The sequence below is a fragment of the Haladaptatus pallidirubidus genome (genome assembly GCF_020700235.1).
Taxonomy (GTDB): Archaea; Halobacteriota; Halobacteria; order Halobacteriales; family Haladaptataceae; genus Haladaptatus; species Haladaptatus pallidirubidus.
This window is the reverse complement of record NZ_CP085302.1, coordinates 291,840-309,072: the sequence shown is the minus strand read 5'-3', so window position 1 is coordinate 309,072 and position 17,233 is coordinate 291,840. Positions and strand designations below refer to the sequence as shown.

Genomic DNA, 17,233 nt, shown 5'->3' with positions numbered 1-17,233 from the left:
AAAGCAGCTATGTGGATTGCCTTTTACATCACACTTTTAAGAGAAACCAGGAAGAACGAAGCCAGTGATACTCCATGTATGGAGACTACTGTCGTCAACGGAATCCTCGAATCGCTACGAATCGGGATTGGTTTCCTCTGGACCGCTGCATGGGCGATCACCATGGGGCTGATGATTACGAGTCTTGTGCAGGTCTACGTCTCGAAAGAGCGGATGGCACGCCTACTCGGCGACGATGATCTCGCCGGACTCGCGAAGGCAACCGTCTTCGGTGCCGCCAGTAGCGGTTGTAGCTTCGGTGCCGTCGCTATCGCGAAGGGACTGTTCAAGAAGGGGGCACACGTGGTCAACGTTCTCGCGTTCATGTTTGCATCGACGAACCTCATCATCGAACTCGGCTTGATGATCTTGATCCTTCTCGGTTGGGAGTTTCTCTTGGCGGAACTCCTCGGAGGACTCATTCTTATCGCGGTGATGGCTCTCATCGTTCACCTGACGCTCCCGGAGAACCTCTTCGAGGACGTTCGGGAGGAACTGAATCAACGCGACCACGACCACGGTATCACCGAGGACCCGACGTGCGGAATGGAGGGAAAAGACGAATACTCACTCGTTACCAACGGCGGTGAAACGCTGAAATTCTGTTCGGCTGGCTGTCTGGAGACCTACCAACAAGAGGCCGCCAGTAGTGGCGGTTGGCGCGAGGAACTGTTGACGTGGGGTGGCTGGTACAAACTCGGGAATCAGTACCGCAAGGAGTGGTCGATGATATGGAAAGACGTCGTCGCAGGTTTCCTCATCTCCGGCTTCGTCATCGTTTTCGTCCCGCAGTGGGTTTGGAACAGTCTCTTTCTACAGGGGGATAACCTGCTCGTGAGCGCCGAAAATGCAATCATGGGTGTGACGATCGCCGTCATCAGCTTCGTCGGCAGCATCGGCAACGTTCCGTTTGCGGTCGCACTCTGGGGTGGCGGCATCAGCTTCGCGGGCGTCATCGCGTTCGTCTACGCCGACCTCATCACGATTCCAGTGCTGAACGTTTACCGCAAGTATTACGGCTGGAAGGTAATGCTGTACATCCTCGGCGTGTTCTTCGTCACGATGGCGTTCACCGGGTTTCTCATGGAGGAGTTGTTCACTGCCCTGGGTATCGTACCGAACCTCGCTGGCGGGGAGACGGCCACCGAACAGACATATTTCGAACTCAACTACACGTTCTATCTCAATGTCGTCGCGTTCGCGCTCTCGGGGTTCCTCTTCTACGTCTACCGCCGGGGGCTCGGCGCACCCGGCCAATACCGGGACCCAGTCTGCGGGATGCGGATCGATGATAGCGGCCCGAGTGTTACCCACGATGGGGAAACGTACTACTTCTGCTCGAATCGATGTAAGCAGTCGTTTGAGCGCAACCCAGCCGAGTTCTCGCATCTACAGCCACAGAATTCTGGCGCGGGATCTTCTCAAAGCCACGAACATCATTGAACGGTACATCCCGGTTGTATCTCTACAGGCGGAGCAGGCCAAATGCCTCGGGTCGTGACCTCGGGGCGGTTCACCCTGTGCGACGGTAGTTATACACTCCTTGCAAGACTACTGTACTCCAGAGGTATTGGCAATGGTTGATACGCAACCACGGTACAACGAGTTCCGGTCTACGATTGCTGGCGTTACTGTCGAAGGACGTGCCCACTCGCTGAGTGCGTGGTTCGTTCTCGCACTTCGCCTCGTCATCGGCTTCGCGTTCTTCTACACGGGCATTGAGAAGATTTTTGCCGGATTCGACGCACAGAGCTACCTCGTAAACGTCGCCGCGACGAACGGGAACCCCCTTGCAGGGCTGTTCCTGTGGATGGGGAAGACGCCGTGGTTCGTCGATTTTGTGAACGTCGCTGTTCCGTGGGGAGAACTGGCTATCGGCCTCGGCTTGATGGTCGGACTTCTGACCCGTCTCGCGGCGTTCTTCGGTGCCTTCCTGATGCTCATGTTCTATTTCGGCAACTGGGACCTCGAACACGGGTTTATCAACGCTGATTTCATGTACCTGCTGGTGTTCCTCTCGGTCGCTGCGTTCGGTGCTGGTCGTATTCTCGGTCTCGACGCCATCGTTGAACAGTACGAAATTGATGGACAAGCCTTGCTCGACCGATACCCTCAGTTGGAATACGTTCTCGGCTGAATCTCATATTTGACGCGAAAAAACGGTGTTCGAATTCGGACGTTCGTCGCTCGGCTGGCTCCGCGTGATTAATGCATGCTGCGGCAGCTCTCGGCGCACTCGCTGAGAACGTCCGCACAGAGTTGGCAGTGGTCGTGGTCGTGTTGCTCGCATTCGTCGGCACACGCCTCACAGACATCGGCACACAGCTCACCCAGCTGGTTGCTGTAGTCCGAATCGCGGGCCATGAACCGTGCGTGCAGCGACGCGACGTCCGCGACGTCACGGCAGAGGCGGATGCACTCGGCCATGTCTTCGCCGTGGTCGGCACACGCGTCGGCACACCACTCGCAGGTTTCGGCGGCCTCGGTACAGATTTCGATGCAGTCGCGCTGTTCTTCGCTCAGATGATCGATTTCGGAGACGGTGTCTGAAAGCGACATTGCATCCATTACTATGGGGTGCTGCTTTTCCGGGATTGTGGCTTCGATTGTAAAGGAACAGCGACTGTAATCCAGACCGTCGACGGGTTCGTGGAGATGCCGTATTCGCAACCGACGAGCGCCAAATCTCGAGATTGATCGTAAACCGTGGAACGAAACTCGCCTCGGTGGAGAATTTTCATCCTTCATGGAGTAAGCAGTCCGACCGGAGGTTTACAAACCGAAATCCGCGGACAGATATTCGGTGGTTTGTTAACGGCGACGTTGATTTCCATCGTTTATACCGCGGTGTGTCCACTTCGAAGCATGAACTGACTCTCTTCGGCGTCCTCGCGTTTCCGCTCAAAATCCTCGCCCCTATGAGGCGTATCGCAGATACACGAACTGATGAGGAGACAAAAAGCGTGAAGCTATTACTCGTCGGCAGCTTCCTGCAGTGATTCGTACTGTTCAACGATCTCTTCTGCACAAGACGAGCAACAGACATGATACGTGTCGCCGGAATCGACTTCGACCGTCTCACCGTCGCCACTGACCTGGTTTCCACAGATTGAACATTGGATGCCAACGTCGCCGCTCCGGAGCGCTGGTTGCCACGACGAGTGTAGCACCGATTCGACCTCGTAGTCCTCGACTGCCGCCTCGTCTAAGATGTCGGTGAACAACTCGTGAACTTCCGACGTGTCGAGAATCACTTTAGCTATGATACGCGATTCGACCGTCTGAAACACGTGTTCGACACCTTCGATGGATACCAACTGTGACCGGATATTCTCTGCCTTACTGGCTTGAACGTCGAGAACCAGCAGCAGTTCGTCGGCTCTCGAAAGCTGAGTTTGATCCATCTCGACGGTAAATCGTCGAACGATACCGAGGTCTTGGAGTCGTTCGACCCGGTTAGACACCGACGGGGGTGACAGACCGACGACGCCGGCAATCTCCCGATACGGGCGACGGGCGTCTTCAAGCAACAATTGCAGGATTTCAATATCGGTGGAGTCCAATTCGGTCATTAATGAGATCGGGAGAGGTTCGGGGTAATTCGTACAATTGCTTGTCGCTTCTTTGGAACAGTGTGATATTTCATGGTTAGCGTTTCACGGTATACCCTGCGTTCTCGATGGCTTGTGCAATGGTATCTGTGTCTGCGTTTCCGCTAACCCTGACCTGGTTGGACTCGTTATCTGCGGCGGCGTTCTCAACGTCGTCTAATTCTTCGAGTGTCGATTCGACTGTCTGTTCGCATCCGCTACAGCTCATCCCTTCGACGGTAAGCTCGGTCGTCATACCGCGATAATACGGGCGAACGTCTTTTTCTCGTTTCGGCTTCGAATCCGTGCATCATCGGTCGATAAATTCGAGGTTTCAAAACTAAGCGATTCGAAGGCCTTTTCAGCCAGAAAGAAAACCCGAAATGCTTTATTCCGATTACAATCATCTGTGACCGTGTGTGAGGATTGTTGTCCACGCGAACTCCTCGCCCTCCACCGGCTCAGTCGTCTTGCTCTTCCTCGACGTGAACCGACGACTTCTCTACATGGGCGACATTCTGTACGTCACGGCGCAACTTGTCCGCTGGTAGGCAAGCGGCATGCCACACTTCCAGAGTTACGGTTTATTCGACAAAGCTAACCAGACGCTGTTGATCGTCGTCCTGACGCACCTCTTGGTCGCCGAATAACTGGACGATGCGAGTCGTCGCCGCTATTGTTCGCGTCGGAGACGTTCCCGGCGCGTATCGAACTCTTCTTCGGAGATGTCGCCGCGGGCGTAGGCGAGTCGCAGTTCTTCGAGCGCTGCATCACCGCCAGCGAGCGCGCGGTAGAGGACGTACCCGAGTGCAAGCACGACCAATAGCGAGACAAGCATCATCACCCAGCCCCAGACTGGCGCTTGACCGCCGTATCCCGGCCCCATCATCCAGCCACCCATCATCGGGAACGCGAACACCATCATCAGCATCGGCGCGAACAAGATGACAGCCAGTATGACGACGATCAGTCGAAACCACGAGTTGTTCTGGTGTGCCGCGGTCATATGGAACACTAGCATTCAGAGTCAAAAAGAGGTATCGACTGTTCTGCAATCGCTCTAAAACCGTGAAATTAGAATGCCAGAATGGATTAGTCGGCCGCGCCGAATGTGAAAGCATCCACTGATGTCTGAAGAACAACGACCTAGTAATGGCTTGTCCAACCGACCGCTCCGGTGGCTGCTCGTGGACGGCAACCGCGTGACTCTCGCCGGTGTGTTTCTCGGTGGAGTTTTCCTCTTCTTTGCTGACGTCCGTTGATATCCTCTCTGGTCGGCCGTCCAGTCCGATGTACTTTCTATTCAGTGCGTTCCTCGGCGGGAATTTCACGATGATTCCGGTCGTGCTCTCAATCAACCAGCTCGTCCTGTCGCGTGAACTGAGTGCACCCGGTGAGTTACGTCGGCGTATCGAAGACGCGCTCGAATACCGTGAGGACGCTCAAGAACGTGCCGACCAATCGGTAGCTCCGGTACTGCCGGGGAGCTTCTTGCGGTTTCTGCACGAAACGACCGAAGCGCGGACCGAAGAACTCCGTGAGAGCGTGGCAAACAATACAGACGACCGCTTACAGGAACGTGTCGAGACGTTCGCCGACAATGTTCTAACGGATGTAAAGACGGTTCTTCGGACGCTCGACACAGAACCAGTGCAAATCTTCGCAGTCATCAAGGTGACACTCGGGACAAATCACGCCCAGCAACTCCGTGAAATCAACCGAATAGAGGTCGAATTCGACGAATACTTGACTGACGACCAGCGAAACTTGTTCGGAGAGATTCGAACGAACTTCATACAAATCGACGTCGCCCGCAAGTACTTCCGAACCGTCTACGTCAAAAAGGAACTCTCACATCTATCGCGAATCATCTTGTACGTCGGCGTACCTGCAGAACTCCTCTCAGCCGTTGTCCTCGTTGTTTATGGCGGCGTGAAGACGACGCCACTCGTCGCCGGGTGGCTCGACGTTCTCGTCCCTATTGTACTTACCGCAGGGTTCAGGCCGTTCGCCGTCCTCTTCTCGTTCGTCCTCCGACTCTCGTTGGTCGCCCAACACAACGCGTCGGTTGCGCCGTTCACCGCGTCAGACGAAGAACACCAGTTCTGATTAGTGCTTTGAGCTCGATTCAATACGAGATGGACTTCACAAATACGTGAACTCGCATACGTCCTCGTGACGCTCGTGCTGGTTAGCCTCTGGTTAGGCAGTGCTTCGATATTTACTGCCATCGCATTTTGGGGATTCACGGTAGTGCTGGTCGTCGTCCAATTGACCATCTTGGTCTATGCGGTTCGAAACGTCCGACGTCGAAACGAGAACTAAAACGCCTCGTTTATTCAGTTATTTTTCGACAGAGTATCGCCTTCTCGAAGGGCGTTTCGAGTTCCGAACGAGACAACGATGGAACTCATGACCACTGCAGTTCCGAAGAGCAGAACGAGACTCAGGACGTGCAGGGCGACGACACCGTAGGTGTGACTGATCGTTTTGCTCGCCACTGCCACACTGTCGACGAGTAGAATGAGCGCGAAGTACTGCTTGAACTTCGCCTCCTCAACGAACTCCGTTAACTGAGATCCAAGATACGCGCCGAAGACGCTCCCGCCGAGTAACGGGACGACGACCGAGAGGTGGACCGCATCCGCTCTGGCGTACATAAACGACCCGTATCCACTCGAAATCGCGATCTGAAAGATGTCAGTCCCCACCGCTACCGTTTCCGGTAGACTCAGCCCGTACATTAGGATTGGCAGAATGAGAAACCCGCCGCCGACACCGAGAACGCCCGCCAGTATCCCCGTCGTGAACGCAATTGCCAACATTATCCATATGGAAACGGTAACCTCTTCACGAATCGATAGCATCGGCGGAACGTGGACGGTTCCAATTTGTCGCAGGACGTTCGCATCTACGACTGTTCCCTGCACGGAAGTTCTGTTACGAGCGTCGAATAGCACAAATAGTCCGACTGCCGCTAACAACCCGACGTATGCGGTGCTAACGATGAGGTCTGCGAGTCCGATGGCTGAAAGCTCGAACAACACCCGCTTCCCGACCTCTAACCCCATCGTCATCCCCGCGACGAGGAGCCCTCCCAATTTGTAGTCTATGTGGCCGAGACGGCGGTGTGTTACGACGGCCGTAATCGACGTTCCGAAGACGAACACCAGCCCGGAGCCAACCGCCGCTTCGACCGGATGGCCGAGAACGAGCAGTGCTGGCGTGACGAAGAAACTCCCACCGAGACCGAAAAAGCCGAAGAGGATTCCAACCGTGAATCCGAAGAAAACGAAGAACGCGATTCCCGGTTCGAACGACCACAGGCTCATTCCCCCCATGTCGCTATCAGTTACGAGCACAACGGTATTGGGTCTTACTCCGAGGGTGTGGACTGACGACACACGCTCGGATCGTCAGTCGTGTGCGTGACTTCCCGTATTGTCACTCTTGTCGCCGTGATTGCCATTACCACCATGTTGTCCACCGGAATTACCTTGATCGGGTCTCAGAGTCACGTCACCAACCATCGTCGATGGATGCACGGTACAAATATACTGAGCAATGTCACGCGTCGCGACGAATGCGAGCATTTGTACCGATCCTTCTTCAGCGACCTGCGGCGTAACTCGAATCGCATCTTCGGGTGGTTGCCTCCTTCCTTGATGTTCGCCCATCATCCTGTCCATCATGGTGCCATTCGCTCCGCCCACCATCGTCCCGTTCTGACCACCCATCATCGGCCCGCCGTTCTGCATGGTTCGCACAGTTGGCAATATCACGGGAAGGTTCTCACCATTCGAGTCTCTCAGCGCGAACGTGTGCGGCTGCCCATCGAGGTTTTGCCACATGACTCCATACGTCCTTCCTGGTTTAAGCTGGAGCGTCGGATTTTGTTGTCCAGTAATCGACTGTGGCCCCTGTCCTTGCCATCCGGAGACGCGGCCGCCGAAGCGGAAACAACACATACCTCGCTGATGGTCACGAGATGTCGTTTCTTGTGCGCTCACACCGGATGCCAACCCAATTACAGTCCCTCCCACAGTCGCGATGAATCGTCTTCGTGTCTGTTTTGTTTGTCGTGGTGTCTCGAACATAGTATTCCCCCCTCATGACTACGCCAGAGCTGACAATAAATCAAACTAATATCGGACACGAGTATCTAATCATATCATTCCACCCATCTTGTTTGCACGAACGTTTCTACGAGAACGTCGAGTCGCAATCTCAGTTCGATGGCGATTCGGCGTGGATGACTTCGGCCAGACTGTCGAGTTGCGCGGAAACGTGCGTGCATTCCCCGGCAAGGTGGAGCACTAGGTCGTCAAACGCGATGATACCGACAACGTGGTCGTCGTCAACGACTGGAATCCGGCGTGCGTGAGCGTCATTCATCGCCCGCAGGACACGCTGGATTTTCGCGTCTGCGTCAACGGACTGGGGATCCGCGGTCATCACGTCCTGTGCAGTGAGCATTTCGAGATCGGTGACTTCGTGGGTTAGACTGGCTGAGCCGTCGGCGACGACTTCTACGGCGATGTCCCGGTCGGTGACGACGCCGATTAATTCGTCGCCTTCGATGACGAGGACGCTTCCGACCGTTCGGTCGCGCATTATTTGGGCAGTCTTGGTGATGGGCGTGTCTGGCGTGACGCTGACCACGTCCGTCCGTGCGAGTCGTCGGGCGGTCATCCCGAGATCAGTGCGTTCGGTGGCCATAGCACCAGCCATACGCTAGCAATACAGTAAACTATTCGGCTGACTTCAAAGGCCATGCCGAGTCGGCGTTCACACTACTGGTCTACGCTGTCGTCGGCAAACGCAACGATGATCGTACTCACGGTTGACGAGGTCATTGCGATATACTGTGATCGACTCGATGTAAAGCCCACACATCCATCAACCTCTGGATCGTACGTCCATAAGTTCGCCATGGACGACCACGAACACTCACAGAACGGAGATCCTCCATCAGGGGCCAATTCTCACCATGGTCGCAACAGCGTAGATGACGATGAGCCAGTCGGAACCAATGAGGAAGACCGCGTAGAGCAATCCATGCTTGAGGAAGAGGCCAATGACGATGACGAGGCCGAGCGAGAGATTGCAGAACACGATGGGCATGGGATGGGTCACGGCAACGGTGGCAACGATCACGGTGATCATGAGGGGGTGCACGAAGGACACGAACAGATGTTCCGTCGACGATTCTTCGTTTCGACCCTCCTTTCGATTCCTGTTCTTCTCTAAAGTCCGTTCCTCCAGGAGACCCTCGGCTTTTCCGTTCCGGTATTTCCGGGGAGCCAGTGGATAAATACCATCTTCGCGGTGATCGTCTTCGCCTACGGCGGTATGCCGTTCCTCCAGATGGCCAGCCCCGAACTGAAAGATCGCTCGCCAGGGATGATGACACTCATTTCGATGGCGATCACTGTCGCGTTCATCTATAGCTTGGCGAGCGTCGTCTTCCCGACACAGTCTGCGTTCTTCTGGGAACTCGTGACACTGATCGACATCATGTTGCTGGGCCACTGGATCGAGATGCGGTCAGTCCGACGGGCGTCCAGTGCCTTAGACGAACTCGCGAAACTGATGCCCGACACTGCAGAGCGGATCACTGGGTCAGGTGACATCGAGGAGGTACCGGTGAATGAACTTTCGGAGGACAACCTCGTTCTCGTACGCCCGGGCGCCAGCGTTCCCGCGGACGGCATCGTCGAGGACGGCGAGTCGGACGTAAACGAGGCAATGATCACCGGCGAGCCCAACCCCGTCGCCAGGGAACCCAGCGACGAGGTAATCGGCGGTACGGTCAACGGTGATGGGAGCCTACGGGTACGGATCGACGCGACCGGCGACGAGACGACCCTTGCCGGGATCATGCGCCTAGTCGAGGAGGCGCAGTCGAGTCAATCGAAGACACAGGTACTCGCCGACCGCGCAGCGGGATGGCTATTCTACGTCGCCGTCGGGGCCGCACTACTCACCGCAGTCGCGTGGACAGTCGCGACGACGTTCGATGCGACCGTGATCGAACGGGTGGTCACCGTCCTCGTCATCGCCTGCCCACATGCACTCGGTCTTGCGATTCCCCTAGTGGTTGCAATCAACACCTCGCTAGCAGCTCGCAACGGGATGCTCGTCCGCGACCGCATCGCCATGGAGGAGGCACGGAATCTCGATGCAATCATCTTCGATAAGACTGGAACGCTCACCGAGGGGGAACATGGCGTCGTCGGGACGGCAACTGCCGACAGCGTTGATGAAGCGGATGCACTCCGCCTCGCTGCCGCCGTCGAGAGAGATTCCGAGCACATGATCGCTGGGGCTATCAGGGAGGCCGCCGCCGAGCGGGGAATCGACGCGCCTGCTGCGGACGACTTTGAGGCGATGAAGGGCCGTGGCGTTCGCGCAACCGTCGAGAGCCAAGAGGTCTATGTCGGAGGACCGAACCTCTTAGAGCATCTCGACAGAGATGCTCCGGCTAATCTACGGGATTTCGCCGACAAAGCGGGCGAAAACGCCCGGACGGTCGTCTATCTCGTGCAGGAAGGAGAACTAATAGCTGCGTTCGCGATGGCCGACGTCATCCGCGAGAAAAGCTACCGAGTCGTTGACGCGCTCCACGACCTGGACATCGAGGTCGCAATGCTAACTGGTGACGCCCGAGATGTCGCAAACGCCGTCGCGGACGAACTAGGTATCGACACGGTGTTCGCCGAGGTCTTGCCCGAAGACAAGTACAAGAAGGTACAGGAACTCCAGGACCAGGGTAAACTTGTCGGAATGGTCGGCGACGGTGTCAACGACGCACCCGCACTGGCGCGGGCCGACGTCGGCATCGCAATCGGAAGTGGGACGGACGTCGCCGTCCAGTCAGCTGACGTCATCCTCGTCCAGAACAATCCGATGGATGTGGTCCGACTCGTGAAGCTAAGTAAGGCGAGCTACCGGAAAATGCAGGAAAACATCGTCTGGGCTGCGGGCTACAACGTCTTCGCGATTCCGCTTGCAGCGGGCGTGCTCGCACCGATTGGAATCCTCCTTTCACCTGCCGTCGGGGCACTTTTGATGTCACTCAGTACGATCATCGTCGCCATCAATGCCCAGTTCCTCCGTCGCGTCGATCTCGATCTTCCATCGCTTCCAGGAACTTCTCCTTCTGGGAGTCCACGACCGGCCGACTAATTGAAGACTACATCACTCTTCGACTCCTTCGCACCCCAAAGCTCGTATTGATACGGTTTGCTCCGATCAGTGGCCGATCTATTAGACTGGCACAAAGCAGCTGTGTGGATCGATGCCGAGCGCTCGGTCATTCAGGCGCTCATCATGTTGCGGCAGCTCTCGGCGCACTTTTTGAGAACGTCGGCACAGACCTGGCAGTGCTCGGCGTCATGGCGCTCGCACTCTTCGGCACATTCCTCGCAGACGCCCGCACAGGTTTCGGCGAGCTGGCTGCTGTAGTTCGAGTCGCGCGCCATAAAGCGAGCGTGTAGCGACGCGACATCGGCTACATCACGGCAGAGCCGCAGGCACTCTGCCATCTCCTCGCTACTAGTACACTCATCGGCACACCACTCACAGACTTCGCTTGCTTCGGTGCAGATCTCGATACACTCTTGTTGTTCTTCGCTCAGGTGGTCGATCTTGGACGTCGTTTCTGCAAGGGACATTGCACTCCGTACTACAGCAGGCACGTTTTCCCCGTTTCTGGCTTCAGTTGTAAAGGACTGTTCGGTAAGCAAAGTTCTAAAAGCGACATGTGATCCGGTCAAGTATTGAGGGAAAATATGCCATGTAACGGTACTGTGCATGGTAAACTGGACAATATCTCTATTATCAATTATATGTAAACAAAAAGCCCTCCTTACGCATCTGTTTATACGAGTCGAGAAATATTTGATATAATAAATAAATGTACTTCTTCGATCTAGAAACTAGACTCTCGACGGCAACGAGTTTAATGAACCAAAACACAGGCCGCCTCTCAATTACACTCTGTTAGCCGAAACTCCGTAAGGGGACTATCCCATAAGTTGTATGTATGGACCGAAGAGAGTACGCAATCCTCGCATTCATTGCGCTCGCAACTGTCGGAATCGGCGTCTTCACCACGTCGAAGCCACTGGCAACGTTCTTTGTCGAGAGCACACGCCAGTCGTGACGACGACGGCGGCGATGGCGTGGATTACGTGGTGGGCACTCGTCATCGGGTTTGCCATCGCGGGCGGCGTCGAAGCATGGACGTCCAACCAGGAAGTCGCAGACCTCCTCGATGGACACGGTGTGCGGGAGATCGGCTACGGATCGCTGTTCGGATTCGTCTCCTCGTCGTGTTCGTACAGCGCCATTGCGACCGCGAAGAACCTCTTCAAGAAAGGTGGATCGGCGGCGGCGACCATCGGTGCGTTCATGTTCGCGAGTACGAACCTCGTCATCGAGATCGGTGCCGTGATTTGGATTCTATTGGGCTGGCAGTTCCTGCTCGCGGATATCATCGGCGGGTTCATGCTCATCGGCTTGATGGCGCTCGGGTTCGTTTACATCGTCCCCGACGACGTCGTCGAACAGGCTCGCCAGAACGTCCTCAACGAAGGCACTCCAACAGTCCAGGACCCGGTCTGTGGGATGGAAGTAAACCCCGAGGAAGCTGATTATTCCACCGAACACGACGGCCAGACGTACTACTTCTGCTCGCAGTCCTGCAAGGAAAGCTTTGACCCCGAAGAAGCCAACACGACTATCCGAGAACAATCGACGTCACTCTCAGGGTGGAAGGCACTCGCCGACAAGCAGTGGAAAGAGTGGGGGATGCTCTGGGACGAGATCGCCATCGGGTTCATCTTCGCGGGACTCATCGCCGGCTTTATTCCCGAACAAGTCTGGACATCGGTGTTCTCGGGCGCGACGTTCGGTCTACCCGTCTATGTTTTCTGGACCGCAGTGCTCGGCGCTATCGTCGGCGTCGCCACGTTCGTCTGCTCGGTTGGTAATGTACCGTTCGGCGCCATCCTCTTCTCGAATGGCCTCCCATTCGGGTCGGTGCTGAGCTACATCTACGCAGATCTCATCGTCCCACCGATCATGGAGGCCTATCGGGAGTACTACGGGATGACGTTTGCAGCCATCCTCTCGGGGATGATCTTCGTCTCCGCAGTCCTCACAGGGTTCGTCATCCACTTCATCTTCCTCGGTGCCGGGGTCATCCCCCCCGCCTCGAGCGTGAAGATCGCAGAGGTGAAAATCGAGATGAACTACAAGATGGTCTTGAACGTACTGGCGACCGTGTTCTTCATCTTCCTCTACTGGCTGCACCGCTCGGAATCGGTCGGCGACGAGAGCGGTCACGACGAGCATCCACATACGGCGGACTAACCCCACAGATTCCTATTGAGAATGATCGAAACCTCAGTCGATAGCCCCCTTTCTGTATCGTAATAGACTGTAATTTGGTAGACCATAAAAAGAGTATACTATTGGCTACGGTAGGAAGCGGTAGTGTTTACTAATATACTAAGCGGAAATGCAATGCCCCCGGTACTTCAGAACCGATTTATGTGCAACTACTAGTGCCCCTTGATTCACATGACTTTAGGCGAATAGGAACTAGACGGTAGTTGGCAGTACCTCCCACCAAACGGAATACTGCTGCATCAAGTGGTTGACTTCAATAAAGGTGGTAGGGTAGATGGCATTCTTGATGGGGTAACGAGCCTCTATCGAAAGACGAAATCTCTCGTGACCTCAATAACTAATAATATATTAAAGTATAAATTATAAATTTGGAAATTATATTTTTATATAAATAGTAGAATAAAAAATAACAGATAATACTATAACATATCAGAAGGTTGTTATAATAGAGATAATATAAGATAATTTATCTTTAGAGATCAAGTAACTTGTGTGTTACTAGACAATCGAATTCATAATAAAAATCCGTGACAGCGCTGGAATCGAGTGATACGACCCGCAACGCATTGTGGATACAAACTGCGACACATCAGACATAACTAATTATACATATATAATTAAGAATGACAATAAACACATAAGTAAGATAGTTATGGAATAGATATCCATTACAGTCGTAGTACTGTAATCTCCCTCCAACAGATGAGTAACTACTGTTACTCACTATCTCACTTCTCGGTGGAACAACACTAATTCGAGGCGTTACAAAACTGGCTATGTAAAGAAATTTGGAGCCACCAAAATAAAAGGATGCATGACTCAGTCGTAGGAATGGATACTGCGTATTGGAGTCAGACACTAGTGAAGACGCACGATATCGGATTCTAGGATTATGAACGCCGAAGTCGAGGATTCGCTCGTCATATTGATCCCCAATGGGCGTTTTGTGTATAATTATCGGAAAATTTGGGCAAGCGGGTAGTAAATGATACATCTGATGCTTTAAGTTTGAAGTGGTGGAACTGAAAATACGGTTTTCATATTAGCTGAACAGTAGTACGACAATGTGATCCGTCTGTTCAGCAACAGAGCAGGATTACCGATGAGAACCACGCACGGTACGACCGATTTGCAGGATAAGAGACCTCAATTGGCGCTCTACGAGTAAGTGACGTTTAGTTCGATAACGTTGACGGCTTCGAGCACCTGATTTGGGAGTTCTTCAGAGAAACGCTGGTCGCGGATCCGATTCGAGGGACCGGCGACGCTAATCGAGCCGAGGACTCGCCCGTTGTTGCTCAGAATCGGGGCGGCGACGCATCGCAGACCCGAGAGGCGCTCTTCGTCGTCGAACGCGACGCCCGTTTCACGTATCTCTTCCAATTCGGACTTCAGTTCCGCCTTGTCGGTAATAGTCGCGGGGGTAAAGCCGGTGAGACCGTGCATCTCGATTATTTCGTTGACCCGCTCTTCGGAAAGGTGGGCGAGTATCGCCTTTCCCAAGCCGGTTCCGTGGAGTGGAACGCGCGTTCCGACATGGGCTTCGACCTGAACTGCCCGATCTCCGCGGGCGCGATGAAGATACGACCCGCGTCCGTGCTGTTCGACCATCAAGTTCGCCAACTCCCCCGTCGTTTCCGCCAGCGTATCAATCTCCTTTTTCGCAATGTCGTAGATGTCCATCTGGACGCGAGCGAAGGCACCGTACTCCAGAAACCGGATTCCGACGTGATACGTCGAACCGTCTTTGACGACGTACTCCTCCTGCAGGAGAGTACTCAGGTAGTTGTGTATCGTGCTCTTTGGCAGCTCCAAGTGGTCGGAGAGCGTCGAAACCCCTGCGCCGTTGAGTTCTTTCAGCGCATCAAGTATCTCGAATGCGTTCTCCACCGACTTTACGGCGTGTTTTGCCTGCTTTCCCATGCCACAGCATTCTCGTTACCGGCTATTGAAACATTTGTTCCAAAATATAACAATTGATTCAGTATTACTGAATCACATCCAGAGTACAGTGGCGATCAGAGATGGGAGGCGCGAAGACATGGCATGATAACCGTCAACGATTTACAGGCGGGTGCGCAACGTCCACGAGATGTCTGGAGGGAAGTACGACGACTGTTGGCTCCGGTACGCCGAAAACGGGACCTCGAAGTCATATCGAGAGCGCTGTTCGAACGTTTACGCATCCGTCGAGGCACCGGAACTCGGTGCCGTTCGGGACGAACTGCGGCGTGGATTTCGAGGGTTGCTCGGACGCGAACCCCACTTCTGGCAACATCCACCGCGGTCGGCGGACGGTTTTCTGGCGGTCGGCACGCCCGCCGAGATGGAAGTGGTCAGTGACTGCGTGTCGTCCGAGGCTGTCGAATCGCTCGATGACGAAGGCTTTCTCATCCGTACCGCCGACTGGGAGGGTGCCGAAATCGTGGTCGTCACGGCGTCCACCGACCGAGGACTGGTGTACGGGACGTTTTACCTCCTCCGGCACATGTCGCTCGGACGTCCCCTCGACAGTCTCGACGTAGTCAGAGAACCGACGAACGCCGAGCGAATTGTCAACCATTGGGACAACCCGTTCCGTCGGTCGGTCGAACGCGGATACGCCGGGCCGTCGATATTCGACTTCGAGCGACTGCCCGACCTCCGCGAACGCTACGTCGACTACGCCCGCTTACTCGCGTCCGTCGGCATCAACGGTATCGTTGTCAATAACGTCAACACGCAGATTCCGAACCGCGACGGTGCCAACGAAGCGACGAACGAGTTAGGCGGGTGGCAACTCCTCGAAACACGGTATCTGGAAAAACTAACCGGTCTCGCCGCACTGTTTCGGCGCTACGGTATCCGTCTCTACCTCTCGGTGAATTTCGGTGCCCCTGAGAAGTTCGGCGATCTCGACACTGCCGACCCGTGCGACGATCGGATCGAGCAGTGGTGGGCCGCGAAAGCGGACGAAATCCACGAATGCATTCCCGACTTCGGCGGATTTCTGGTCAAGGCCGACTCCGAGGGTCAGCCGGGACCGTACAACTACGACGCCGACCACGTCAACGGAGCGAACGTGCTCGCGCGGGCACTCGAACCTCATAGTGGTCGCGTCTGGTGGCGCGCGTTCGTCTACGACTCGCACGAAGACCGGGCAGTCCAGCAGTACAACACCTTCGAACCGCTCGACGGCGAGTTCCACGAGAACGTCACCGTCCAAGTCAAAAACGGCCCCATCGATTTTCAGCCTCGCGAACCCGTCTCGCCGGTCTTCGGGCAGATGCCGGAGACGAATCTCGGGTTGGAGCTACAGATAACTGGCGAGTACACAGGCCAGCACGTCCACGCCTGCTATCACGTCCCGATGTGGAAGGAAGTACTGGAGTTCGACACTGACCCCGAGGGACGGGGCAGGCGGGTCAAGAACCTGTTCACCGAGGAGGGCACCGGCATCGCGGGGGTTAGTGGCCCAGGAGATGATCCAAACTGGACGGGCCACTACCTTGCACAGGCCAATCTCTACGGTTACGGTCGTCTCGCTTGGAATCCCGACCTCGACGATGAAACCATCACCGACGAGTGGGTTCGACAGACGTTCGGTGACGATCCCGCGGTGATCGAGACGGTTACGGACATCATGCACGACAGTTGGCCAGCGGTCATCGACTACACCACCGGCGGACTCGGTCTTCTGCACATGATGTACAATGGGGAAGCTCGCTTGGAGAACCACTACGACCCAAGTCCAGAGGAATGGCCCGGCTACCACGGTGCTACCGAGGACGGTATTGGCAAAGACCGCAATTCGAAGGGGAACGGCTACACCCAACAGTACCCCGCCGCACTCGCGGCGGGGTACGACGACCCCGAGACATGCCCGAACGAGCTGCTCCTGTTCTTTCACCACCTGCCATGGGAGTACGAGCTCGAAGATGGACGAACGGTAGTACAGACGCTCTACGACAACTGCTTCGCCGGGGCCGCGGAGGCCGAACGTCTCCGCGATGAGTGGAATTCGCTCGACGGAAAAATAGACGACGAACGGTTCCGCCACATCGCAGAACGATTCGACGAGCAGGTAGTGCAGGCGGAGCGGTGGCGCGACACGCTGGTCGCGTTCTTCTACGAACGCTCGAGCGTTCCCGACCAGCGCGGTCGCGTACCGTCTGCCGACGCCTCGGACGAATCGGGTGCGTAGTGCT

General features: G+C 55.3%; 14 protein-coding genes and 2 pseudogenes. 7 read left to right on the top strand and 9 right to left on the bottom strand.

The features are described from left to right. Positions 1–78 precede the first annotated feature (78 nt). Together LIX15_RS22285 and LIX15_RS22280 are read left to right on the top strand one after the other, a co-directional pair. Positions 79–1,482, top strand: a complete 1,404-nt coding sequence (locus LIX15_RS22285; protein WP_227777006.1) for a permease — start codon at positions 79–81, stop codon at positions 1,480–1,482. Between the two features lie 133 nt (positions 1,483–1,615). Beyond that, complete coding sequence (locus LIX15_RS22280) at positions 1,616–2,176, top strand: DoxX family protein (protein WP_227777005.1); 561 nt, start codon at positions 1,616–1,618, stop codon at positions 2,174–2,176. Positions 2,177–2,244: 68 nt separating this feature from the next. Here the strand turns inward: LIX15_RS22280 and LIX15_RS22275 are convergent, their stop codons facing one another. The 3 genes from LIX15_RS22275 to LIX15_RS22265 form a co-directional block, all read right to left on the bottom strand. Next, on the bottom strand, positions 2,245–2,598 hold the full coding sequence (locus LIX15_RS22275; protein WP_227777530.1) for a four-helix bundle copper-binding protein: 354 nt from the start codon (positions 2,596–2,598) through the stop codon (positions 2,245–2,247). Positions 2,599–3,011: 413 nt separating this feature from the next. Then, positions 3,012–3,611, bottom strand: coding sequence for an AsnC family transcriptional regulator (locus tag LIX15_RS22270; protein ID WP_227777004.1), 600 nt, complete (start codon positions 3,609–3,611; stop codon positions 3,012–3,014). Between the two features lie 76 nt (positions 3,612–3,687). Then, positions 3,688–3,885: a heavy-metal-associated domain-containing protein gene (locus LIX15_RS22265; protein WP_227777003.1), complete on the bottom strand. Its 198-nt coding sequence runs from the start codon at positions 3,883–3,885 to the stop codon at positions 3,688–3,690. A gap of 163 nt (positions 3,886–4,048) precedes the next feature. Here LIX15_RS22265 and LIX15_RS32920 point away from each other — a divergent pair, with 163 nt between their 5' ends. Then, positions 4,049–4,180 carry a hypothetical protein gene (locus tag LIX15_RS32920; RefSeq protein WP_265338428.1) on the top strand — a complete coding sequence of 44 codons (132 nt, stop codon included), beginning with the start codon at positions 4,049–4,051 and terminating at the stop codon, positions 4,178–4,180. 122 nt (positions 4,181–4,302) lie between these two features. Here LIX15_RS32920 and LIX15_RS22260 read toward each other — a convergent pair whose 3' ends face one another. Continuing rightward, complete coding sequence (locus LIX15_RS22260; RefSeq protein ID WP_227777002.1) at positions 4,303–4,635, bottom strand: SHOCT domain-containing protein; 333 nt, start codon at positions 4,633–4,635, stop codon at positions 4,303–4,305. 284 nt (positions 4,636–4,919) lie between these two features. Between LIX15_RS22260 and LIX15_RS22255 the strand changes: the two genes are divergently transcribed. Continuing rightward, on the top strand, positions 4,920–5,738 hold the full coding sequence (locus tag LIX15_RS22255) for a DUF7972 family membrane protein (protein WP_227777001.1): 819 nt from the start codon (positions 4,920–4,922) through the stop codon (positions 5,736–5,738). Between the two features lie 230 nt (positions 5,739–5,968). On the opposite strand, the gene LIX15_RS22250 is transcribed toward LIX15_RS22255, so the two are convergent. The 3 genes from LIX15_RS22250 to LIX15_RS22240 all read right to left on the bottom strand — a co-directional run bounded on the left by LIX15_RS22250 (position 5,969) and on the right by LIX15_RS22240 (position 8,348). After that, positions 5,969–6,970: a sulfite exporter TauE/SafE family protein gene (locus LIX15_RS22250; RefSeq protein WP_227777000.1), complete on the bottom strand. Its 1,002-nt coding sequence runs from the start codon at positions 6,968–6,970 to the stop codon at positions 5,969–5,971. 75 nt (positions 6,971–7,045) lie between these two features. After that, positions 7,046–7,597: a hypothetical protein gene (locus tag LIX15_RS22245; protein ID WP_227776999.1), complete on the bottom strand. Its 552-nt coding sequence runs from the start codon at positions 7,595–7,597 to the stop codon at positions 7,046–7,048. 259 nt (positions 7,598–7,856) lie between these two features. Then, positions 7,857–8,348, bottom strand: a complete 492-nt coding sequence (locus tag LIX15_RS22240) for a CBS domain-containing protein (RefSeq protein WP_227776998.1) — start codon at positions 8,346–8,348, stop codon at positions 7,857–7,859. A gap of 213 nt (positions 8,349–8,561) precedes the next feature. Between LIX15_RS22240 and LIX15_RS22235 the strand changes: the two are divergent. Continuing rightward, positions 8,562–10,817, top strand: a pseudogene (locus tag LIX15_RS22235) (copper-translocating P-type ATPase). Positions 10,818–10,948: 131 nt separating this feature from the next. Here the strand turns inward: LIX15_RS22235 and LIX15_RS22230 are convergent. Beyond that, a complete protein-coding gene (locus LIX15_RS22230) occupies positions 10,949–11,305 on the bottom strand; it encodes a four-helix bundle copper-binding protein (RefSeq protein WP_227777529.1) in 357 nt (118 codons plus the stop codon). A gap of 371 nt (positions 11,306–11,676) precedes the next feature. On the opposite strand from LIX15_RS22230, the pseudogene LIX15_RS22225 reads away from it, so the two are divergent. Continuing rightward, a pseudogene (locus LIX15_RS22225) lies at positions 11,677–13,007 on the top strand (permease). Positions 13,008–14,204: 1,197 nt separating this feature from the next. On the opposite strand, the gene LIX15_RS22220 reads toward LIX15_RS22225, so the two are convergent. Further along, positions 14,205–14,969 carry an IclR family transcriptional regulator gene (locus LIX15_RS22220; RefSeq protein ID WP_227776997.1) on the bottom strand — a complete coding sequence of 255 codons (765 nt, stop codon included), beginning with the start codon at positions 14,967–14,969 and terminating at the stop codon, positions 14,205–14,207. Positions 14,970–15,138: 169 nt separating this feature from the next. Here LIX15_RS22220 and LIX15_RS22215 point away from each other — a divergent pair, with 169 nt between their 5' ends. Then, a complete protein-coding gene (locus tag LIX15_RS22215; protein ID WP_227776996.1) occupies positions 15,139–17,229 on the top strand; it encodes an alpha-glucuronidase family glycosyl hydrolase in 2,091 nt (696 codons plus the stop codon). Positions 17,230–17,233: the final 4 nt, after the last annotated feature.